Source organism: Pseudomonas sp. ATCC PTA-122608 (genome assembly GCF_001952855.1).
Lineage (GTDB): Bacteria > Pseudomonadota > Gammaproteobacteria > Pseudomonadales > Pseudomonadaceae > Aquipseudomonas.
Window position 1 is genome coordinate 378387 of record NZ_LPNO01000013.1, and the last position, 21435, is coordinate 399821.

Annotated in this window: 19 protein-coding genes; 6 read left to right on the forward strand and 13 right to left on the reverse strand. The window is 59.8% G+C overall.

Features of this window, described 5'->3' with window-relative positions; genetic code table 11:
• Nucleotides 1-5: 5 nt before the first annotated feature.
• The 5 genes from kdpC to AU074_RS14555 all read right to left on the reverse strand — a co-directional run bounded on the left by kdpC (nt 6) and on the right by AU074_RS14555 (nt 6862).
• On the reverse strand, nt 6-665 hold the full coding sequence (kdpC, locus tag AU074_RS14525) for a K(+)-transporting ATPase subunit C (protein WP_076015289.1): 660 nt from the start codon (nt 663-665) through the stop codon (nt 6-8).
• A gap of 10 nt (nt 666-675) precedes the next feature.
• Nucleotides 676-2382, reverse strand: coding sequence for a potassium-transporting ATPase subunit KdpA (gene kdpA, locus AU074_RS14530; protein WP_076015290.1), 1707 nt, complete (start codon nt 2380-2382; stop codon nt 676-678).
• Between the two features lie 107 nt (nt 2383-2489).
• Nucleotides 2490-2588 (reverse strand): K(+)-transporting ATPase subunit F, encoded by a 99-nt coding sequence (kdpF, locus tag AU074_RS14535; protein ID WP_003219423.1) that lies wholly within the window; start codon nt 2586-2588, stop codon nt 2490-2492.
• Between the two features lie 1300 nt (nt 2589-3888).
• Nucleotides 3889-5019 carry a catalase family protein gene (locus AU074_RS14550; RefSeq protein WP_076015292.1) on the reverse strand — a complete coding sequence of 377 codons (1131 nt, stop codon included), beginning with the start codon at nt 5017-5019 and terminating at the stop codon, nt 3889-3891.
• Nucleotides 5020-5050: 31 nt separating this feature from the next.
• Nucleotides 5051-6862, reverse strand: a complete 1812-nt coding sequence (locus AU074_RS14555) for a di-heme-cytochrome C peroxidase (protein ID WP_076015293.1) — start codon at nt 6860-6862, stop codon at nt 5051-5053.
• Nucleotides 6863-7108: 246 nt separating this feature from the next.
• On the opposite strand from AU074_RS14555, the gene AU074_RS14560 reads away from it, so the two are divergent.
• The 5 genes from AU074_RS14560 (at nt 7109) to AU074_RS14580 (ending at nt 9834) form a co-directional block, all read left to right on the forward strand.
• Nucleotides 7109-7867, forward strand: coding sequence for an FKBP-type peptidyl-prolyl cis-trans isomerase (locus AU074_RS14560; RefSeq protein ID WP_076015294.1), 759 nt, complete (start codon nt 7109-7111; stop codon nt 7865-7867).
• A gap of 321 nt (nt 7868-8188) precedes the next feature.
• Nucleotides 8189-8644: a YkvA family protein gene (locus AU074_RS14565; protein WP_076015295.1), complete on the forward strand. Its 456-nt coding sequence runs from the start codon at nt 8189-8191 to the stop codon at nt 8642-8644.
• A 97-nt stretch (nt 8645-8741) separates the two neighbouring features.
• Nucleotides 8742-9080 carry a helix-turn-helix transcriptional regulator gene (locus AU074_RS14570; RefSeq protein ID WP_076015296.1) on the forward strand — a complete coding sequence of 113 codons (339 nt, stop codon included), beginning with the start codon at nt 8742-8744 and terminating at the stop codon, nt 9078-9080.
• On the forward strand, nt 9077-9448 hold the full coding sequence (locus AU074_RS14575; protein WP_010166435.1) for a hypothetical protein: 372 nt from the start codon (nt 9077-9079) through the stop codon (nt 9446-9448). The genes AU074_RS14570 and AU074_RS14575 overlap by 4 nt, the downstream gene beginning before the upstream one ends.
• Nucleotides 9448-9834: a tetratricopeptide repeat protein gene (locus AU074_RS14580; protein WP_076015297.1), complete on the forward strand. Its 387-nt coding sequence runs from the start codon at nt 9448-9450 to the stop codon at nt 9832-9834. The genes AU074_RS14575 and AU074_RS14580 overlap by 1 nt, the downstream gene beginning before the upstream one ends.
• 1 nt (nt 9835) lies before the next feature.
• On the opposite strand, the gene AU074_RS14585 is transcribed toward AU074_RS14580, so the two are convergent.
• The gene (locus AU074_RS14585) at nt 9836-11614 is read right to left on the reverse strand and encodes a bifunctional diguanylate cyclase/phosphodiesterase (RefSeq protein ID WP_076015298.1); all 1779 of its coding nucleotides are present in this window, start codon (nt 11612-11614) and stop codon (nt 9836-9838) included.
• 111 nt (nt 11615-11725) lie between these two features.
• Nucleotides 11726-13807 carry a carboxy terminal-processing peptidase gene (locus AU074_RS14590; RefSeq protein WP_173860379.1) on the reverse strand — a complete coding sequence of 694 codons (2082 nt, stop codon included), beginning with the start codon at nt 13805-13807 and terminating at the stop codon, nt 11726-11728.
• A 138-nt stretch (nt 13808-13945) separates the two neighbouring features.
• On the opposite strand from AU074_RS14590, the gene AU074_RS14595 reads away from it, so the two are divergent.
• A complete protein-coding gene (locus AU074_RS14595) occupies nt 13946-14908 on the forward strand; it encodes a zinc-binding dehydrogenase (protein ID WP_076015300.1) in 963 nt (320 codons plus the stop codon).
• Between the two features lie 871 nt (nt 14909-15779).
• Here the strand turns inward: AU074_RS14595 and AU074_RS14600 are convergent.
• The 6 genes from AU074_RS14600 to AU074_RS14625 form a co-directional block, all read right to left on the reverse strand.
• A complete protein-coding gene (locus AU074_RS14600) occupies nt 15780-16433 on the reverse strand; it encodes an HAD family phosphatase (protein WP_076015301.1) in 654 nt (217 codons plus the stop codon).
• A 29-nt stretch (nt 16434-16462) separates the two neighbouring features.
• Nucleotides 16463-17452, reverse strand: coding sequence for an ABC transporter ATP-binding protein (locus AU074_RS14605; protein ID WP_003219745.1), 990 nt, complete (start codon nt 17450-17452; stop codon nt 16463-16465).
• Nucleotides 17449-18249, reverse strand: coding sequence for an ABC transporter permease (locus AU074_RS14610; protein WP_003219747.1), 801 nt, complete (start codon nt 18247-18249; stop codon nt 17449-17451). Before AU074_RS14610 ends, AU074_RS14605 begins: the two co-directional genes overlap by 4 nt.
• Complete coding sequence (locus AU074_RS14615) at nt 18236-19081, reverse strand: ABC transporter permease subunit (protein WP_076015302.1); 846 nt, start codon at nt 19079-19081, stop codon at nt 18236-18238. Before AU074_RS14615 ends, AU074_RS14610 begins: the two co-directional genes overlap by 14 nt.
• Nucleotides 19078-19884, reverse strand: a complete 807-nt coding sequence (locus AU074_RS14620) for an alkaline phosphatase family protein (RefSeq protein ID WP_076015303.1) — start codon at nt 19882-19884, stop codon at nt 19078-19080. Before AU074_RS14620 ends, AU074_RS14615 begins: the two co-directional genes overlap by 4 nt.
• Nucleotides 19885-20104: 220 nt before the next feature.
• Nucleotides 20105-21172: an ABC transporter substrate-binding protein gene (locus tag AU074_RS14625; RefSeq protein WP_076015304.1), complete on the reverse strand. Its 1068-nt coding sequence runs from the start codon at nt 21170-21172 to the stop codon at nt 20105-20107.
• Nucleotides 21173-21435 lie beyond the last annotated feature (263 nt).

Below are 21435 nucleotides of genomic sequence, written 5' to 3' on the forward strand. Positions count from 1 at the left end.
ATCTCTTACTCACTGGCCGCAATGGGGGGCTGGCGCGAAGGCAGGCGGGCGTCCAGCGCGAGGTTGAGTTGCAGCACATTGACTCGTGGTTCGCCGAGCAAACCGAGGGTGCGGGCGGCGGTGTTTTCGTTCACCAGTTGCAGCAGATCGGCTTCGGGGATCTGCCGCAGGCGGGCGACCCGAGCCAGTTGGATGCGCGCGTTGGCCACGGAGATATGTGGGTCCAGGCCGGAGGCGGAAGCGGTGACCGCATCCACCGGCACCTGGGCGTCGGCGGCGAGGTCGTTGTCCTGGCGGTAGGCTTTAGCTCGGGCTGCGACCTGGTCTACCAGTTTCTGGCTGGTAGGGCCCAGGTTGCTGGCGCCGCTGGAGCCGGCGTTGTAAGGCTGCGACACGCTTTTGCTCGGGTCTTGCGGGTCTGCGCCGAGGGTCATGCTCGGGCGGCCGTGGAAGTAGCCGGGCTTGGTGAAGTCCTGGCCGATCAACGCCGAGCCGATCACCAGGCCGTCGCGTTCAATCAGCGAACCCTGGGCCTGGAACGGGAACAGCAACTGCGCGGCAAAGGTGGTGAAGATCGGGTAGGCGAGGCCGGTCAGCGCCATGAAAAACACCGCCGAAACCAGCACCGGGCGCAACAGCCCTTTGAATATCGATTGAGTCGTCATCAACGTGTCCTTAGTTGTACGTCTGGCCGGACAGCAACTGCAGTTGCTCCACCAGCGGGCCGAGCGCGAGCGCCGGCAGGAAAGTCAGGCCACCGACTACCAGCACCACAAACACCACCAGCACCATGAACAGCGGGGTTGCGGTGGGAATGGTCCCGGCACCGGCAGGCACGGTCTTTTTCATCGCCAGGGAACCGGCCACGGCGAGCATCGGCAGCATGGTGAAGAAGCGCCCGACCAGCATCGCGAGGCCAATAGTGGTGTTGAAAAACGGCGTGTTGGCGTTCAGCCCGGCGAACGCCGAACCGTTGTTGGCGGTGCCCGAGGTGTAGGCGTAGAGCACCTCGCTGAAACCGTGGGGGCCGAGGTTATTCAGGCTGGCCATGGTGTCGGGCCACAGGGCGGCGAGGGCGGTGAAACCGAGGATGCTGATGGGGTGCGCGAGCACCGAGAGCATCACCAGTTTCATCTCTCGGGCCTCGATCTTCTTGCCGAGGAATTCCGGGCTGCGGCCGATCATCATGCCCACCAGAAACACCGTCAGCAGCGCGTACTGGATCAGGTTGATAAAGCCCACACCGTCGCCGCCGAACACGCAGTTGAGCATCATCTGCGCCAGGGGCACGAAGCCACCCATGGGGGTCAATGAGTCGTGCATCGCGTTGACCGAACCGGTGGTGGCCGCGGTGGTGGTGGCGATAAACAGACTGCTGTCGGCGATGCCGAAACGCAGCTCCTTGCCTTCCATATTGCCGCCGCTTTGCTCGATGGACAGCGTCTGGTTGGCACCGGCCTGGGTCAGCAGCGGGTTGCCGTTTTGCTCGGCGCCATACACCAGTGCGAGGAAGCCGATAAACATCACCAGGAAGGTACCGAAAAACACCCAGCCCTGACGGCGTTGCAGCAGCATGCTGCCGAAGGTGTAGGTCAGCGCCGACGGGATCAGCAACATGCTGAGGATGTGCAGCGCGTTCGTCAGTGGCGTCGGGTTTTCGAACGGGTGCGCGGCGTTCATGCTGAAGAAGCCACCGCCGTTGGTGCCGATATGCTTGATCGATTCAAAGCTCGCCACGGCGCCGACAATCAGTTGTTGCTGCGCGCCTTCAAGCGTTGTGGCCAGGGCTTGGGAGGAAAAGGTCTGCGGCATGCCTTGCCACACATATACCAGGGCCATGCCCACGCACAGCGGCAGCATCACGCGGTACAGGGTGCGGGTGAAGTCGACCCAGAAGTTGCCGATATCCGCCGAGCTTGAGCGGCTCAAGCCACGGATAAACCCCGCAGCGGCGACCACGCCCGAGGTAGCGCCGACAAACATCAGGAACGTAATCACCGCCATCTGGCTGAAGTTCGACAGGCTGGTTTCGCCCGAGTACGCCTGCCAGTTGGTGTTGGTGATAAAGGACGCGGCGGTGTTGAACGCCAGGTCCGGGGTTTGCGCGGCCAGCCCGAGCGGGTTGATCGGCATGACGGCTTGCAGCCGCAGGATGATATAGCCGAGCAGCATCATCGCCGCGTTCGACAACAGCAGGGCCGAACCGTAGCGGGCCCAGCCCATGGTTTCCAGCGGGTCGATGCCCAGCAGGCGATAGGTATAACGTTCCGGCAGGGCGTGGCGGGTTCCGGTAAAGACCCGGGTCAGCCACTTGCCCATCAGCACGGCGAGCCCTGTCATCAACCCCAGGACCAGCGCAAATTCCAGCAAAGTGCTTAGCATGTCGAGGCTCCGTTCAAATCTTGCCCATGGCGACAATGGCCATGGCTGTCGTGGCGAAAAACACCAGGGAGAGGCCTACAAAAATCACGTCGTACATGGCGGGCTCCCTAGAACTTTTCGGCGCGAATGAGGGCATAGCCCAGATAAGCGAACAGCCCGACGGCGCATAAGCCGCTGGCGATATAGATGAACTTGAGTGTGAGCACGGTGGAACTCCCCTGATTAATAAGCCGCGATTGCGGACGCGGGGAGGTTAAGAGGTTGGGTATCAAGTTCGGGCACTGATTGCGGGCGTGGGTATTGAGACGGTGTATAGATAGTTTTGTGGTGGACGAACGAAAACAAGGGATAGCCCGGGGGTGGGGTATCCCTTGAAAGTCTGGGGTTCTGCTGCTTTTGATGATCAGCTTATTTGGCTTTCTTTTTCTTTGATTCGCGGGTGGCGAGTTGTTCGAAGCAGAAGGCGGCGGCGCCGAACAGGGCGATCATTGAGAGGACGATCATGCCTAAAGTTGAACTTTCCACGATGACTTCCTACGGGGGTGATTGGTGTGGAGTTCACAGTAGTGGAGGGGGGATTAGTTGCTCAATAGAGACGACATAAACGTTATGGCTGGGGTTGAATCTATACGGAATCTTTACGTGGCTGTTGTGTGTATATCCGTTTTTTAGGTAACGGCTACTTAGGGTTCCGCTCTTACAGCGGGTCACTTTTGAAAAGCGCAAAAGTAACCAAAACGCTCTGCCCCGCCTGTCGGCACCTCGCCTAGGCTCGGTGTTCCCTCACTCCGGCATTACTCCGCGGGCCGCCGCGACGGGCCATCCATGGCCCGGCGCGGCTAAACCGGCGTCCTGCCGGTTTACCCGCTCCGCAATACCTACGTTCGGCCTCGGGCTGAATGGGGCAGTCAGATCAAGATCAACAGCAGATCAAAAGCAAGAGCACAGCGGCCTACAGGCCGGCTTGAGTGTTAGAAGCAGAGGCAAGATCCAGAGCGAAAGCAGAGCTGCTTTTCTGTAGGAGCGAGCTTGCTCGCGAAAAACCTGAGAACGCCGCGTTCATCCTGAATGCCCGCGTCATCGTTAACGACCTTCGCGAGCAAGCCCGCTCCCACATTTGGACCGTGCCCCCGCTTTAGCTTTAGCTTTTGATTTGGCTGTTGCTTCACCACACTCAAGCCGGCCTGTAGGCCGCTGTGCCCTTGATCTGCTTTTGATCTTGATCTTAGGCGCCCCGTTAAACCACGCTGGCCGAACGCAGGCTTTGGAGCGTGGGTAACCCGGCAGGACGCCGGGTTAGCCGCGCTGGGCCAAGGATGGCCCATCGCGGCGGCCCACGGTCCAAAGCCGGAGTGAGGGCACACCGAGCCCAAGCGAGGTGCCGAGTGGTGGGGCAAGAGCCCTTTTGGTTACTTTTGGGGCTCTTTTCCAAAAGTGACCCGCTGTAAGAGCGGAACCAATAGCAGCCCTGACCGCAGCAACGGATATGTACCCAACACCGCAGAGCTACAAATTCCGGCTATGCCGATAATCACTGACCGCCTCATACACCGCCTTACGCAACCGATTAATCCCCCCAATCGGCCGATGCGCCTCCACCCCAAACCACGGATTAAACGACTGATTATCACAAGCCAGATTCAACGCCGGCGTATCAAAATCCTGCGCCGGAATCACCACCTTGGCCACCGTCTCAAACGGCGCATCACTCTCTTTCCACTCAATGCTGGTGTCCTCGATCGGCATAAACTTCTGCGGATTCTGCCGCTGAATCTGCAACACAAAACACGCCGCCACCCGGTCCGTCGACAGTTGCTGATTCAACGCACTGCGCAAAAAGTTCGGCAGGTCCTGATTCTGCTTGGGCAGCACATACGCAGGACACCCCTGGGGATCCGGCGCCACCCGAAACTTCGCATTCGCCGCCCCAAACTTATACGGCGACACCGAGAAATAAGTCGTCTGCGTAGGACTCACCGGCGGCGGCGCCAACGTCGCCAGCGCGATAAACAGATGCCGCACCTGCCAACTGCGCGGATCCACCCCGGGGAAGAACGCCAGGACCTTCTTGCCATCCGCCTGAGCCGAAACGTTCTGCGCATACTCCGCCACATCACTGACAAAAAAGTTCGGATGGCTGAACATCACAAAGTCCTGCTCACCCCGCGCTTGCTGATCCGCGAGCAGTTGCTTGCCTGGCACATCCAGCAATTTGATCGCCATGCCCCGGGCATCCCGGATGCTGTCGAACTGCGGATACGCATTGCCGTTGGACAAACGCATCATCGCCTGCCAAGTCTTGCCGGGCTCCGCGAACACCCCCTGGCGCAATGCCGGGTCGAGGTCCGGCAGTACGCTGACCTCGGCCTTTACACAGCCATGGGCCTTGGCATGCGCATCCCGCAGGTAACGCGTGCCTTCGCGATGTTGGTCGACGATGCGCACCGCGGTCTGGATGATGCCCTGGGTCATGGCGGCTTCACCCGGTGGAATCTGTTCATCCGGCGACACCGGGCCACTGTGTTGCCAGGCGAACCACAGGGTGGACAGCAACCAGCCCAGCAGGCCCAGGCCCAACAGCCACAACAGGGTCTTGCCAAGAAACGCGCCGAGGCGCAGCCAAAGTCGAGCGAGCATTTAAAAATCCTTTTCTGCGAAGTCGGTTGGGTCAGGGCAGTTGCTGTTCCAGCGGGCCACCCAGCACTTTCAAATATTCCAGCAGCGCCCAGCGTTCCTGAGGCAGCAAGCCTCGGCCGATGACCCCGTTGCCACGCTGCCCGGCACGGAATTCGTGGCCGCTGTTGTGGTTGCCGGTGATGCGCGTATCGAACAGGAACGCGTTGGGGAACGCCGCGGTTTGATAGCCCAGGTGGCGCGGGTCGTATTCGAAGGTGCCTTTATAGAAGGTCGGGCTGCGCTCGTCCTGAGGCGAGAGCAATTGATAGATCGTCGGCACCGAACCGTTGTGCAGGAACGGCGGTGTCGCCCATACCCCGGCCAGTGGCCGTGCCTTGTAGGCACGCAATTCGCGCACGCCGATGGGCAGGCCGAAGCCGTCCAGGCGCGGACGTTCGGCAGGTGTCACGCCGGCGGCACGGTAGGCGTGGTCTTCGACAAAGGCGGTGATGTACGCCAGGCCTTTGGCTGAAGAAATACTGCGCAGGTCCAGCGGTGCGGTGGGGGTGGGGTGCAGTTCGACGTTCATTTTCGCCAACTCCGCCGGGTCCCATTGCAGGGCGCTGAGGTCGAAGCGGTGGTCAGCGATATTGTTGGCGGTAGTCGGGTCGGTGCCGATGACTTCCACCGGGAGCATTTTCAACTGGCGCACCGGGCGGCCATCGACTTGGGAAACTATCGGTACGTGGCAGCCGGCGCAGTTTTCGGTGAACAACGCGCGGCCTTGGGCGGCCAGTGGTTTGTCGATGGCGCCGAACAGGTCTTCAGGCCAGGTGGGTGGCTTGAGCCGTTGCAGGGTTTCTTCGATGGTATTCAGGTCCCGCACCCGCACGCTGGAGGCGTAGCGCGCATCGCCCTGGAGCGGCTGACCGGCGCTGTCGAAGAAGTCCAAGGTGGCGCCGACGCCCAGGGCTTCGCCGATATTGCGGGCCATGGGTTGCTGGGCCGAGCCGTTCCATTGCACCCAGTCGAAGGTCCAGATGTCCCACAGTTGCGGATAGTCCACCGGTGCATTGGCGATGCGGTAGTTGTCGGGGGAAATGGCGTCGCCGAAGCTGGCGTTGGCGATACGGCCAAAGGCATCGGTGCGGCCCGGGCCTTCTTCGGTGGGGTAGAGGCCGCGGTGGGTGTCGTTCCAGGCGACTTTCAGAAAGTTGTTCAGGGACTTCTTGAAGTCCTGACGCAGTTGCGCGACGTTCTGGTCGTTGTAGTCGTGGCCCAGCACGGTGTGGGCAAAACGTTCGAATTTCCACGGGTTGTAGTAGGTCGAGGCCAAACTGGCGACCATTGCCTGGCCGAAGCTGCCGCCGCGCAGGGTCGGTACGCTGGACGGCAACACATGTTGCGCCGGGCCGCCGTCGACCCGCAGGCCCTGGCCTTTGAAGTTCAACTGGCCGGTGTGGCAGGCGGCGCACGTGATGTCGAGGAACTCATCATTGCTGCCAGGGTTTTTATGCCGGGCGAAACCCACCGGCAGGTTGCCGGGGTTTTGCGCGGTGGGCACCTGCTTGGGGTCTACCAGGAAACCGAAGCGCGCCAGGTATTCGGGTGTGGCGAAACGCTGTTCGGAGAACGGCAGTTCCAGCGCGGTGAACCAGTCATAGCGCAGGCCCTTGACCTGGGTGCCCTGGGGCGTGAAGTAATACGTCTGGCGATCTGCGGCGCTCCATTGATCCTGGTAATGCACCTGTTGCACCGGCACGTAAACCGGCAGCTTCGGGTTGACCACGTAATAGAGCACCACCGCCAGGATCAGGCCCAGCAGTATGAAAATCATCAGCAAAACACGGGAAAAAATGCGCAAGATAACTATCCTTGTCGAGTTCTAGCGTTCTTATGCCATCAGGCCAGCAGTGCGGCAAGTGGCCATGAGCTTGGTTCCAGCGCTCCAGCTGTCCGTTGCAGGGTCGTGGATTGAATGAAAATGCTTTTAAACACGTGAACTTATCAGAAATTTCCTGCTCACATGCCGGTAGCCATTGGTCGTGGCCGCCTGATAAGCTCGCGACTTTACTCGAATGCCCTTTTGGCACACGAACAAGGAAATAGCATGAAACAGCATCGGTTGGCGGCGGCGGTGGCCCTGGTTAGCCTGGTACTTGCGGGTTGTGATTCGCAAACCAGCGTAGAGCTGAAAACCCCGGCGCAAAAAGCTTCCTACGGTATCGGCCTGAACATGGGCAAAAGCCTTGCTCAAGAAGGCATGGATGACCTGGACTCCAAAGCCGTAGCCCAAGGCATCGAAGATGCCGTCGGCAAGAAAGAACAGAAGCTGAAAGACGACGAGCTGGTCGAAGCCTTCGCCGCACTGCAAAAACGTGCTGAAGAGCGTATGGCCAAGATGAGCGAAGAGTCGGCAACCGCCGGCAAGAAATTCCTCGAAGAGAACGCCAAGAAAGACGGCGTTGTCACCACTGCTTCCGGTCTGCAATACAAGATCGTGAAGAAAGCTGACGGTGCTCAACCCAAGCCTACCGACGTAGTGACTGTTCACTACACCGGCAAGCTCACCAACGGCACCACCTTTGACAGCTCCGTGGATCGCGGTAGCCCGATTGACCTGCCGGTCAGCGGCGTGATTCCAGGTTGGGTCGAAGGCCTGCAACTGATGCACGTTGGCGAGAAGGTCGAGTTGTACATCCCGTCCGACCTGGCCTACGGTGCCCAGAGCCCGAGCCCGGCGATTCCAGCCAACTCCGTGCTGGTATTCGACCTGGAACTGCTGGCCATCAAGGACCCGTCCAAGGCTGAAGCACCTGACGCACCTGACGCACCGGCTGCACCGGCTGCACCGGCTGCCAAGAAGTAATCAGCGCCTGAACACACAACGCCCCGTCTCGACGGGGCGTTGTTGTTTCTGGCCTGTGCATAACTTTTCCATTTGGATCCCGGCCAAAATCAACCGAACCCACGCGGTCTAGAGCAGTCTGATAAAAGACCTGAGTACGGGTAGACGCAGATTATCTCCAAGTCAATGAATTCTTGGGTTTTTTTTATGTGCGCAAAAAACGCCCGATCTGACTGTAGGCCTTGTATTACGTGGCTTTCAGCCTGGAAAATAGGCTCTGTTCACAAGGTTATCCACAATTTGTGTGGATAACCTTTTCTGTCGCCTGGAACTGGAGTGACGATGAAAGCACCGTTTAATTTCACCCGTTTCCTGCCCATGGCCGCCCGCCTGCTTGGCCGAGGGCGCTTGCCTACATTGCTGTTCGCCGTTGCCGCCAAAGGCTCGAGCCAGGGCAACCGTTTGGGCAAGCTCAAGGACGACCTCAAACTGCTCCAGGCCTTGTGCCTGGCCTACTGGCGCGGCGAGTACCGGGCCATCAGCCCCAAGGCGCTGATTTCGGTGGTGGCGGGGCTGATGTACTTCCTCAGCCCGATTGATGCGATCCCGGACTTTATCCCGGTGTTCGGCATGCTCGACGACATCGCCGTGCTGGCGTGGGTCATGAAGACCCTGAACGGTGAACTGAGCGCGTTTCGCGCCTGGCGCGAGCGTCAGGTCCCGGAGAAGCTCGCGGTGGTTGAGCGCCTGCCAGCGACGCCTCTGTTGCTTGAGCAGGAACACCTGAAAAAAAACTGAAGCTTGCGAATATCCCCCTGCGCTCTTTGTGGCTGTTAGGATTACACTCCTAAGGAAAGTACTTACGAAGTAAGTGTTGTGATCCTACGGGGCATTCATGGATATTCAGATAATTAGAAAGGATGGCGAACCCGAATATGCGGTTCTGCCATGGGCTCAGTATCAGGCGCTGTTAAAAGCCGCCGGGCAGCAACAGCCAACACCTCCTGCTTCGACCCTTAGCCAAACAGCTGCCGAACCCGATCTACGCCCCCTGGAGCAGCTGCGAAGCCTGCGCGAGGCCAAGGGCCTGGCCATCGAGGTTCTGGCGCGCACAGTGGGCATCAGCCCGTCTTACCTGGGCTTGATCGAAAGTGGTGAACGCCAGCCGGACGCAGCCATCCGCCGCAGCCTGGCCTGGGAACTGGGCGTCGCAGGTTGGAGGGACGAAACGTGAGCGTACGCATCAGCCGTCAGCATTGGGATGGGTTAATCAACGAACTTGATCAGGCGCGCCGACAGCGCCATCTCTTGACCTACCGCGCATTGCTGGAGCGTCTGCAATTTCCCACGCCGGCCATGCAGACCCTGACGGCCGCGCTGGAACACCTGGCGGCGCTGGATGCCAAGGCCGACCAACCGCTGCGCAGTTCCCTGGTGATTAGCCAGGGCGCCAGCCGTCTGCCACGTACCGGTTTCTTTGAATGTGTGGAGCGTCTTGGACGCTTCTGCGGGCCGTCCGATGGCGTGGCCGCAGCGTCGTGGCACGCATCGGAGGTAGTGCGGGTGTTTGAGTACGATTATCCCGAGTCAGCGGAGGCTTAGTGTTTTGGAAGCTTAAGGCGTATGTCAGTTATTGGCTGGCGCGCAAATTGTTTCATTGGTCCTGGTTCATGCGGCAGCCGCGTTGCTGGCAATGGCTTGAAGGTCAGTTCGCACGCATGGCCAATCTGGGCGACGTAGGGGCACAGAGTTTCTACGGACATATCCTGACGTTTCGCGGCAAGGGCCTCGGCGCCCGTGAAGAGGGCGTGCGGCTGTTGCGGCTGGCGGCCCAGGCCGGAGATGGCAAGGCTGCGTACCAGATTGGGGTGTTGAGCCTCGCGGGCAGCCTTGGCAAGGCACCGGATCCGCTGGAAGCGGCACGCTGGTGGAAAATCGCCGCCCGGGCCGGTCACCCGCTGGCGCAGATTCGCCTGGAACAACTCTGACCTAGAGCGACTCCGGTTCTGCCTGGCCCAGCTGCAGACTGTCGATCACATGAATGCTGTAGCCCGCCACGTTCTTCGCGTGGTGCTTGGCTTGCGAGGCCAGTTCTGCCAATTGGCTGGCATCGAGTTGTCCACAGGCCTGTGGATACAAATGCACCACGCCGATGGACAGCGACAGCAACGCAAATTCCTGGCGCACACCCTGGCGGTTCAGTGCAACGAAACAGCCCGCGTCCAGATGCTCGCTGCGATAGAAGCGCCGGCATTGGGTGTGGAAGTCGTCCAGCAGCTGGTTAAGCCGCTTGCGCCAATCCTGCGGCCCCAACACCAGCAAAAAATCATCACCGCCGATATGCCCGACAAAGTCGCGGCTTGGGTCTACCCGGTCGTTCAGGCATTGCGCCAGGCACAGCAGCACTTCATCGCCGCGGCCATAGCCGTAGATATCGTTGAATGGCTTGAAGCTGTCGATATCCACGTAGCAGATGACTGACTCACGCTGTTGTTGCAATAACCGCGTCAGGCACTGCTGGATCGGTACGTTGCCCGGCAGCAAGGTCAGCGGGTTGGCGTAGCGCGCCTGCTGGATTTTCAGCTCGGTAATCAGCTTGAGCACGTCGATCACCCGGCCCAGCCCCAGGTAATCACCGTTGAGGGTGATGATGAAATCTTCCTCGATGCGCTGGCGTGCGCGGCTGGTGAGCAGGCGGCTGACTTGCTGCAAGGACTGGCTCAGCTCCACGGCGAGGAAGTCATCACTCATCAAACGGCTGATGGGCTTGCGGGCGAACAGGTCGGTAGCAAACGGCTTGAGCAGGGCGTCCGACAACGAGTGCCGATGCACGATGCCGATTGGATGGCCACGCTCATCCAGCACCGCCAGGGAGTTGAGGTTGGCCTGGCGCCGGAAGGCTTCCAGCACCTGCGCCGTGGCGGTGTGCTGGCCCACCGCCGGTTGTTCGTTGAGCAGGGCGCTGAGGTCGCTGCCTTCGTCATTCAGCGCGACGTTGGCGCTGTCCGGCTTTGGCAGCATCAGCCGGGCTTCCTGCGGCGGATGTTCCTGGGGGCGGCAGAGCAGGTAGCCCTGCACCAGGTCGACGCCCATCTCGGTGAGCACCGCCAACTCTTCCGGCAATTCGATGCCTTCGGCGATGACCTGGGCCCGGGAGGCCTTGGCGATTTGCAGGATCGAGCCGACAAATTCGCGCTTGAGGGCGTCCTGGTGGATGCCGTCGATAAAATGCCGGTCGATCTTCACGTAGTCCGGGCGCAATTCCGACCACAGCCGCAGGCTGGAATAGCCGGCACCCAGGTCATCCAGGGCAATCGAAAAGCCCATGTCGCGGTAATGATGCAGCGCGGTTTGCAGCAGTTGAAAGTCGTCGGTCGGGGTTTGCTCGGTCAGTTCGATCACCACCTGGCTGGGCGGGATGCCGAAATCGCTGAGCAGTTGCAGGGTGCGGCCGGGCTGGTGCGCGGTTTCCAGCAGGGATTCGGGCGAGACGTTAAGGAACAGCTTGCCCGGTAGCTTCTGGTCGCTGAACCGTCGGCAGGCACTTTCCCGGCAGACCATCTCCAGCTCGCTGAGGCGCCCGGCATGGCGGGCAACGGAGAACAGCGCGATAGGCGAGTGCAGCGGGCTGTTGGACGGGCCACGGCTGAGGGCCTCGTAACCGACCACGCGTCGCTCGGACAGAGAAATGATCGGTTGGAACAGGCTGTGCAAACTACCTTGAGCCAGGATTGAGCCCAATGCATTCAGCTGTTCGGTCATGGTCATGATTTTCTCGGTCGAAAAAAAAGGACCTGCTTGGGCAGGTCCTTCATTTCACGACAGAATGATGTCTATTTGATGACACTCCGGAGAGCGTTCACATTAAATTGCCATCATTTACTGCTTGGCCACCGTCTTACTGATTTTCAAGTAGTCCAACAGGATGCGCCCGGTCTCGCTCAGGTAGGCATCATCTTCCGGCTTGGTTTTATCAGGCTCGGCGGCGATCGCGTCTTCGTCTTCTTTCTTCAGTTCCTTGAGCGGGGCTTCGCCTTTGGCCTTGCGGCGGGCGTTCTCCAGCACCAGTTGCTGATTCTCGATGTCGGTGTGCTGCGCGCGACGGTCGGCTTCGTTCAGGCTGACGGTTTTCTCTTCCATCAACTTCTTGGCCAGGGCCAGTTTGTCGCGGATGAAGATGAACTCGGCATCCTTGGCGGAGCGGGTATCGTGATCAGTTTTCAACTGCGCGACGTACGGTTTGAACGGGTCCACCGCCGGCTTGATCGCAGGACGGATGGTGTCCCACGGCATGGCCTCGGGCAGGGCGCTCTCGCCGATTTCCTTGGTGTCGATGATCGACGGGAAATCGATATCCGGCAGTACGCCCTGATGCTGGGTGCTCTGCCCGGAAACCCGGTAGAACTTGGCCAGGGTCAGTTTCAGCTCGCCATGGTTCAGCGGCTGGATGGTCTGCACGGTGCCTTTGCCGAAGGTCTGGCCGCCGATAATCAGCGCCCGGTGGTAGTCCTGCATCGCGCCGGCGAAAATCTCCGAAGCCGATGCCGAGAGGCGGTTGACCAGCAACGCCATCGGCCCTTTGTAGAAGGCCCCCGGGTTCTCGTCTTCCAGCACGTCTACACGGCCGTCAGCGTTACGCACCAGCACGGTCGGACCCTTGTCGATAAACAGGCTGGTCAGCTCGGTGGCTTCCTGCAGGGAACCGCCGCCGTTGTTGCGCAGGTCGATGACCACGCCGTCGACTTTTTCCTTCTGCAGTTCTGTCAGGATTTTCTTAACGTCGCGAGTGGTGCTCTTGTAATCCGGATCACCGGCGCGGAACGCTTTGAAGTCCAGGTAGAACGCCGGGATCACAACCACGCCCAGCTTGTAGTCCTTGCCATCCTGCTTGAGGTTGAGGACTTGCTTTTGGACGGCCTGGTCTTCGAGCTTCACCGCTTCACGGGTGATGGACACGATCTTGCTGGTCTGGTCGTTCGGCGCGTTGGTGTGCGGAATCACTTCCAGGCGCACCACGCTGCCTTTCGGACCGCGGATCAGCTTGACCACTTCATCCAGACGCCAGCCGACCACGTCGACCATCTCTTTGTCGGCCTGGGCCACACCGATGATCTTGTCGGCCGGAGCAACCTGCTTGGTCTTGTCGGCAGGACCTGCCGGCACCAGACGCACGATTTTCACCTGGTCGTTATCGCTTTGCAGGACGGCACCGATGCCTTCCAGCGACAGACTCATGTTGATATCGAAATTTTCCGCGTTATCTGGTGACAGATAATTGGTGTGCGGGTCGTAGGACATTGCGAAGGTGTTGATGTAGGCCTGGAAGATATCTTCGGCACGGGTCTGATCCAGACGTGCCAGCTGATTTTTGTAGCGCTTGGTCAACAGTTCCTGAATAGCCTTCGGCTCTTTGCCGGCAATCTTCAAGCGCAGGACTTCATCCTTGACGCGTTTGCGCCACAGGTCGTCCAGTTCGGCTTCGGTGGTCAGCCAAGGAGCGTCCTTGCGGTCAACCAGCAAGGTCTCTTTCTTGGTGAAGTCGAGCTTGTCGACGCCCTTGTTCAGCTCACCAATGGCGAAGTCCAGACGCGCTTTGACGCGGTCCAGGTAACGCTTGTAGATAGTGAAGCCGGGCTGCAAATCACCGCTCTTGAGGAAGTCGTCGAACTGCGTCTTCCACTTGTCGAACTCGGTGATGTCACTGGCCAGGAAATAGCTGCGCGAGGGATCCAACAGCTTGAGGTAGCTGTCGTAAATGATCACCGAGCGAGCGTCGTCCAGCGGCGGCTTGCTGTAATGATGGCGCTTGAGCAACTCAACGACGTTAAGGCTGGCAATCACCTCATCGCGATCAGGCTGAAGATTGTCCCAGCTGTTGGCTGCGAACGTATTGCTCGATAGCGGCAGAAGGCCGATACCAATAAAAAGAGCGAGGGCGGTGCTGGGGAACAAATGCTTCATGCTGATTCGACGCGGGGGCAATTGATAACGCATATTAGGCCGTCTTTGAAGTCGCCGGTTCCATATGGGCCGGTCGCATAATGCAAAAAGCCCGGCGCTACAGCAACGGGCTCAGTCCAGACTCACTATGGAGGCACTGTGAAAGCATTGCAAGGCGTTGAAGGTCATGTGGAGTGGCAAGATGAGCCGAGTCCTACATGTGATGTAGGCCAAGTTCGCATTCGTGTGGCGGCTGCGGGCCTGAATCGGGCCGATTTATTACAGCGGTCAGGGCTCTATCCACCGCCTCCAGGAGCCAGTCAGGTGCTGGGCCTGGAGTGTTCCGGGGTGATCAGCGAAGTCGGTGCTGGTTCGTCGTGGCAAGTGGGTGATCGCGTTTGCGCCTTGTTGGCTGGCGGCGGGATGGCTGAAGAAGTGGTGGTGGATGCGCGGCATGTGCTGCCGGTGCCTGAGGGCGTGTCGCTGGTGGAAGCTGCCGGGTTGCCCGAGGTGTACAGCACTGCGTGGCTGAATCTGTTCCAGCTGGCGAGCCTCAAGCCTGGGGAGAAGGTGCTGTTGCATGCTGGCGCCAGTGGCGTGGGGTCGGCGGCGATTCAGTTGTGCAAGGCGTTTGGTAGCCCGTGCTGGGTCAGTGTGGGGTCGGCGGACCGCTTGGCGTACTGTGAAGCGCTGGGGGCTCAGGGGGGTGTGGTACGTACTGACGGCATCGAGGGGCTGAGTGATTTTGGACCGTTCGATGTGATTCTTGACCCGGTGGGTGGTAATTACGCGGCGCTGAATCTCAAGCTGGCGGCGCGTGATGGGCGCTGGGTGTTGATTGGGTTGATGGGGGGGCGTGAGGCGCAGATCGATTTTGCGCAGGTGTTGGCCAAGCGTGTGCAGGTGTTGGGGTCGACGTTGCGTAGCCGGGATGATCAGTTCAAGGCTGACCTGTTCAGTGACTTGAGCCAGCATGTATGGCCGTTGTTTGCCGAGGGTCGTTTGAGTCCGCAATTGGCCAAGACGTTTGCGATCAAGGATGCCGAGGCTGCGTTTGCGGAACTGGCGACTAATCAGATTTCCGGGAAGCTGGTGTTGGTGATTGACGAGAGTCTGACCTGATTTCAGATGCATCATTTGTGTTGGGGGGGAGTTGGGCTGGGTGTATATCCGTTATTTAGGTAACGACGGCCTATGGTTCCGCTCTTACAGCGGCTCACTTTTGAACAGCGCAAAAGTAAGCAAAACGCTCTTGCCCCACCACTCGGCACCTCGCCTAGGCTCGGTGTGCCCTCACTCCGGCTTTGGACCGTGGGCCGCCGTCATGGGCCATCCTTGGCCCAGGACGGCTAACCTGGCGTCCTGCCAGGTTACCCACGCTCCAAAGCCTGCGTTCGGCCAGCGTGGTTTAACGGGGCGCCTAAGATCAAGATCAAAAGCAGATCAAGGGCACAGCGGCCTACCGGCCGGCTTGAGTGTGGTGAAGCAAAGGCAACAGCAAAATCAGAAGCTAAAGCGGGCACGGTCCAAATGTGGGAGCGGGCTTGCTCGCGAAGGCCGTTAACGATGACGCTGGCATCCTGAATGAACGCGGCGCCCTCAGGTTTTTCGCGAGCAAGCTCGCTCCTACAGAAAAGCAGCTTTGCTTTCGCTTTTAACACTCAAGCCGGCCGGTAGGCCGCTGTGCTCTTGCTTTTGATCTGCTTTTGATCTGACTGCCCCATTCAGCCCGAGGCCGAACGCAGGTATTGCGGAGCGGGTAAACCGGCAGGACGCCGGTTTAGCCGCGCCGGGCCATGGATGGCCCGTCGCGGCGGCCCGCTTCGCGGTGCCGGAGTGAGGGAACACCGAGCCTAGGCGAGGTGCCGACAGGCGGGGCAGAGCGTTTTGCTTACTTTTGCGCTGTTCAAAAGTGAGCCGCTGTAAGAGCGGAACCATAAGCGGCCGTTACCTAAACAACGGATATGTACTCACCTCAAACCAGCGCAAACCGTCAGACCCAATGATGAATCGGCCACCCAGCCTTCTCAGCATGCGCCCGCAAAACCGGGTCCGGATTCACCACCTGCGGGTTCTCCACCTTCAGCAACAGCGGCAAATCATTGCGCGAATCCGAGTAGAAGTACGCCCCATCAAGGTGCTCACCTTCCTGCTCCAGCCATTCCATCAGGCGGGTGATCTTGCCTTCGCGGTACGTCAGTACACCGGTGGTCTTGCCGCTGTACACCCCATGAGCAACGTCCAGCTCGATCCCCAGCACTTCATCGATGCCAATACGCGCCGCAATCGGCTTGACCAAGTGCGTCCCCGACGCCGAGATTACCAAAATCCGGTCACCATTCTGGCGGTGCCGGGCGATAGTCCGCGTGGCTTCGCTGTAGATCAGCGGCTCGATAACGTCTTCCACCCACGGCTCAACAAGGTGCTCGATCTCTTCCGGCGTGCGCCCGATCATCGGCTCAAGGCTGAAGTCCATGTAGTCCTCCATGGCCAGCTCGCCGCGGCTGTAGGCCGCCATCAGTTCGTCGTTCTTGCGCATGAACGACTCGCCATCCACCCAGCCCAAGCGGCCCATCTGCTCGCTCCACAGGGTGGCGCAGTCGCCGTGGATCAGGGTGTCGTCCAGATCAAAAATTACCAATGCCATCAGTCACGCTCTCTCAAATAAATCGTGCGTCAGGCTACTTCACACAACGCACTTGGGTCGATGGAAAGTGCCAATCGCTGACCGTCGGGGTGCAAATCGTCGGCCGAACGGTTGAGTACATCGACCACCAGTTCCACCCCACGGGCTTCGATGCGGTAGCGAATCACGTTGCCCAACAGGCTGTGGCTGCGCACCAGCGCGTCCAGTTCGCCGCTGCGGCTGAGTTCGATGGCTTCCGGGCGAATGGCGATGCGCCCGGTGATCGGGCGCTGCAACAGTTTGCTGGCCTTGTCGGCATCCAGCAGGTTGTAGTTGCCGATAAACCCGGCAGCGAACACATCCACCGGCGCGGTGTAGAGGGTCTCGGCATCGCCGCTCTGCACGATCTTGCCCTGGTTCATCAGGAAGATCCGGTCGGACATGGTCAGGGCTTCTTCCTGATCATGGGTCACGAAGATGGTGGTCAGGCCCAGCTCGCGCTGGATCTGGCGAATCTGTTCGCGCAGGTGCTTGCGAATCCGTGCATCAAGGGCCGACAGCGGTTCATCCAGCAGCAACAGGCGCGGGCGCGTCACCAGGGAACGGGCGAGGGCCACGCGCTGGCACTGGCCGCCGGACATCTGGTGCGGGTAGCGTCCGGCGAGTTCTTTCAGCTCCACCAGTTGCAGCACTTCCTGCACGCGTTTGTGGCTGTCGTCGGCATTGACCTTCTGCATGCGCAGGCCGAAGGCGACGTTCTGTTCCACGGTCATGTTGGGGAACAGCGCGTAGCTCTGGAACACCATGCCGATATGCCGTTTCTGCGGGCTCAGCGGGACGATGTCCTGGCCATCCAGCAGGATTTTCCCGCTGTCCACCGAGGTCAGGCCGGCGATGCAGCGCAGCAGGGTCGACTTGCCGCAACCCGACGGGCCGAGCAGGGTGACGAATTCGCCCTTGGCGATTTCGCAGTTGATGTCACTGAACACCGGCGTGCCGGCGTAGCCTTTTTGCAGGTGTTGGACGCTGACGAAGCTCATTGGCTTTTGTCCTTGTTCAAGATGTTGGCGGCCCAGGTCAGCACCAGCACAAAGAAGAAATAGGAGATCACCAGGGCACTGGTGAAGTGGCCGCTGCTGTTACGCATGTTGTTGAGGTACACCTGCAGGGTTTCGTAGCGGGTGCCCACCAGGATGTTGGCGAACACGAACTCACCGAACAGGAACGAGAACGACAGCAGCAACGCCACCATCAAACCCTTGCGAAGGTTGGGCAGTACCACCAGGAACGCGGCCTGGAAGGTGCTGGCGCCGAGCAGTTGGGCGGCGTCCATCAGGTCCCGCAGGTTGATCGCTTGCAGGTTGTTGGTGATCGCGCGGTACATGAACGGCAGCGCCACGGTGAAGTAGCAACCGATCAGGATCCACGGCGTACCCACCATCGCAAACGGTCCCGACCCGTAGAGCTGCAACAGCCCCACCGACGACACCACCGGCGGCACCGCGAAGGGCAGCAGGATCAGGATGTTCATCAGCGCATCGAGTTTCGGAAAGTGGTAATGCACCACAAACAGCAGCGGCAGGATCAGCACCACTGACAAGATCAGCGCGCCGACGCACACCAGTAATGACTGGCCGAAGGCATTCAGGAAGCGCGGGTCACTCCACAGCTGGATGTACCACTTGAAGGTAAAACCGGACGGCAGGATGGTTGCCGACCAACTGCTGGCGATGGAGTAGACCAGGGTGCCGAGCAACGGCAGCACCAGGATCGCAAACAACAGGTACACCACAACGCGGTGGTAGAGGGCGGCCGAGCCAGGTTCAGCGCGAGACATGGTAGCTCCTCTTGAGCAGCAGTTGATGGACCACGGTCACCACGGTCATCAGCGCCACCAGCACCACGGCCAGGGCGCTGGCCATGTTCGGGTCCAGGGAGATGTCGCCGGAGACCATCGCCGCGATGCGGATCGGCAGCACGTTGAAGTTGCCGGTAGTCAGCGCGTACACCGTGGCGTAGGCGCCGAGGGCGTTGGCCAGCAGGATTACGAAGGTGCCCAGCAGAGCCGGGGTCAGCACCGGCAAACCGATATGCCGCCAGTACTGCCAACCGTCCGCGCCGAGCAATGAAGCGGATTCGCGCCAGTCTTCGCGCAACGCGTCAAAGGCCGGGTAGAGCAGCAGCACGCCGAGGGGAATCTGGAAGTACGTATAAAGGATGATCAGGCCGGTCTTGGAGTACAGGTTGAAGTCCTGAATGATCCCGGCCTGCTTGAGCATGATGGTGATACTGCCGTTGAACCCCAGCAGGATGATGAACGCGAAGGCCAATGGCACGCCGGCAAAGTTGCTGGTCATGTTGGCGAATGCGGTCACGAAATTGCGCAGCCGTCCGTCCACCCGGCGCAGCGAGTAGCTGCCCAGCACGGCGATGATGATCCCGAACACGCTGGAGTAAAAACTGATCTCCAGGCTGTACTGGATTGCCTGCAGGTAGAACTTCGAACTGAAGATCTTGCTGAAGTTGGCCAGGCCCCAGCCGAACTCTTCCGACTGGACGCTGCTGATCATCACCCACACCAGCGGGGCGATCTCGAACACGATAAAGAAGAGGGCGAAGGGCACCAGGCACAAGGCAGCCAGCCATTTGCCGCGGATCACTGAATTCACTTCAACAGCTCCCGGCATACAGGTTTGTCGTGGGTCACACCCAGCAGCTCGCAGACGGTGCCGCACAGCTCGGTTTGCTTGGGCGTGGCGTGGGTGTCGAAGCTGAAGGCATCACCCAGCACAAACAGTGGCACTTCCCGTTCTTCCGGCAGCAGGCCGTTGTGGGAACGGTCGTTGTTCATGCCGTGGTCGGCCGTCACCAGCACCTGGTAGCCGGCGTCGAGCCAGCCTTGCAGGTAGTCGGCGAGGATGATGTCGGCCGAGCGTGCGCTGTTGCGGTATTGCGGGGTGTCGAGGCCGTGCTTGTGGCCGGCGTCGTCGATGTTCATCGGGTGCACCACCAGGAAATTCGGCGCGTGTTTAAGGCGCAGGCTTTCGGCGTCGGCAAACAGGTGCGAGTCCGGGTAATGGTCATTCCAGTAAAAATGCCCATGCTGGATCGGCAGTGCCGGGTCGTTGGTATGACGATCGCGGGCGGCGATGAAGGGACTGCGGTTATACAACTCGCTGACCCAGTGATAAGCCGCCGCTGCGGTGGATAATCCGGCGTCGGTGGCGTAATGGAAAATGCTGCGCTGGTTGGACAGGCGCGAGACGTTGTTGTGGACGATGCCGCTTTCGATCGGCGGGACGCCGGTGAGGATGCATTCGTACAGGGGCCGGGACAGGGCCGGCAGTTCACATTCCAGTTTGTACAGTGCTGCGCGTCCTGCGCCGACGTAGGCCTGCAAGTGCCCCATGGCGTGTCGGGCAACCTCGTAATTCAGGCCGTCGAGCACGACAAGGATGACGTTGTGCTTCATAGGGGCTGGGGCTCCGCAACAAATAGGCTTGACTCAATTTCCCCTGAGGGAACGCAGTTAAGTGTGGGGGCGGGCTTTTGTGGGAGCGGGCTTGCTCGCAAAGACGGTGGGTCAGTCACACATGTATTGACTGACACTGCGCTTTCGCGAGCAAGCCCGCTCCCACCCAAGCCCGCTCCCACATTGGATCTCCAGCGGATCTCCAATGTGGGTTACAGCCTTATTGCATATTGATGATGACTTCTTCCTGCCACTTCTGCGGCAGTGCCTTGGAGGTTTTCTCCCAAGCGTCGGCGTCTTTGATCGGCGTTACTTTCTTGTACTGCTCGTTAGGCAGCAGCTTGGCCTGTACGTCGGCTGGCAAGGTCAGGTGTTCGGCACGAATCGGCCGCGCGTTGCCACGGGCCAGGTTGGTCTGGCCGGCATCGCTGAAGATGTATTCGCGGGTCAGCTTGGCGGCGTTCGGGTGCTTGGCGTATTTGTTGATGATGGTGGTGTAGCCGGAAATCACCGAGCCGTCCGACGGGATCAGCACCACGTAGTCATCCGGGTTGGCCATCTTGGCTTTGTAGCTCAGGCCGTTGAAGTCCCAGACCACGCCCACTTCCACTTCGCCTTTTTCCATGGTGGCGATGGTCGGGTTGGCCAGCGAAAGGCGGCCTTGCTTGGCGATGTCGGCGAACATCAGCAATGCAGGCTGAATGTTCTTCTCGTCACCACCGTTGGCCAGTGCAGCGGCGAGTACGCCGTTGGCAGCCTGGGCGGCGGTGCTCACGTCACCGATGGAAACCTTGTATTTGCCGGTCTTCAGGTCAGCCCAGCTTTTTGGGGCTTCGGAGCCGTGCAGCAGCTTTTTGTTGACGATAAAGGCGATGGTGCCGGTGTAGGCCAGTGCCCAGTTACCGTCTTTGTCTTTCGCCCAATCCGGGACTTGTGCCCAGGTAGTCGGTTTGTACGGTTGCACTACGCCCTGTTTCACCGCGATCGGGCCGAAGGCTGCACCGACGTCGCCGATGTCGGCGCTGGCGTTGTCTTTTTCTGCCGCAAACTTGGCGACTTCCTGGGCCGAGCTCATGTCGGTGTCGATGTGCTTGAGGCCATAGATCTTGGCCAGGTCTTCCCAGGTGCCTTTCCAGTTGGCCCAGTCATCGGGCATGCCGACGCTGTTGACGGCGCCTTCCGCTTTCGCGGCGGCTTCGAGCGTTTTCAAATCGGTATCAGCAGCCATGGCGGCGGTGCACATGGCAATGGTCGAGCCTAACAGTGATGCCAGGAAAAGCTGTTTCATCCGAAGCTCCTTTGGGCGTTTTCAACGCTGCGTTTTTATGAACGATTGCGAAGGTGTTGGTCTAGGTCAGCAATACACGAGCCAATTTAGGCGCGGGGGATGACAGTTTCATGTCGATGTCGTTTTTTGTTGGCCTGGACGAGGGGTTGCCGGGTAAGCGTAGACCATGCCAAACGGCCCGGAAGCCTTGGACTTGGCCGATGTATTGCAGGTCTTGTGGCAGGACGTCGCGAGGTGCTGTCATCTGTCGGTCATGTGCAATG

Coding starts and splice junctions, on each gene's coding strand:
- AU074_RS14585 (WP_076015298.1), bottom strand. CDS start 11,614: ATGACCATGACCGAACAGCTGAATGCATTGGGCTCAATCCTGGCTCAA.
- AU074_RS14600 (WP_076015301.1), bottom strand. CDS start 16,433: ATGGCATTGGTAATTTTTGATCTGGACGACACCCTGATCCACGGCGAC.
- AU074_RS14605 (WP_003219745.1), bottom strand. CDS start 17,452: ATGAGCTTCGTCAGCGTCCAACACCTGCAAAAAGGCTACGCCGGCACG.
- AU074_RS14610 (WP_003219747.1), bottom strand. CDS start 18,249: ATGTCTCGCGCTGAACCTGGCTCGGCCGCCCTCTACCACCGCGTTGTG.
- AU074_RS14570 (WP_076015296.1), top strand. CDS start 8,742: ATGGATATTCAGATAATTAGAAAGGATGGCGAACCCGAATATGCGGTT.
- AU074_RS14550 (WP_076015292.1), bottom strand. CDS start 5,019: ATGCTCGCTCGACTTTGGCTGCGCCTCGGCGCGTTTCTTGGCAAGACC.
- AU074_RS14565 (WP_076015295.1), top strand. CDS start 8,189: ATGAAAGCACCGTTTAATTTCACCCGTTTCCTGCCCATGGCCGCCCGC.
- AU074_RS14560 (WP_076015294.1), top strand. CDS start 7,109: ATGAAACAGCATCGGTTGGCGGCGGCGGTGGCCCTGGTTAGCCTGGTA.
- kdpC (WP_076015289.1), bottom strand. CDS start 665: ATGACGACTCAATCGATATTCAAAGGGCTGTTGCGCCCGGTGCTGGTT.
- AU074_RS14590 (WP_173860379.1), bottom strand. CDS start 13,807: ATGAAGCATTTGTTCCCCAGCACCGCCCTCGCTCTTTTTATTGGTATC.
- AU074_RS14620 (WP_076015303.1), bottom strand. CDS start 19,884: ATGAAGCACAACGTCATCCTTGTCGTGCTCGACGGCCTGAATTACGAG.
- kdpA (WP_076015290.1), bottom strand. CDS start 2,382: ATGCTAAGCACTTTGCTGGAATTTGCGCTGGTCCTGGGGTTGATGACA.
- AU074_RS14625 (WP_076015304.1), bottom strand. CDS start 21,172: ATGAAACAGCTTTTCCTGGCATCACTGTTAGGCTCGACCATTGCCATG.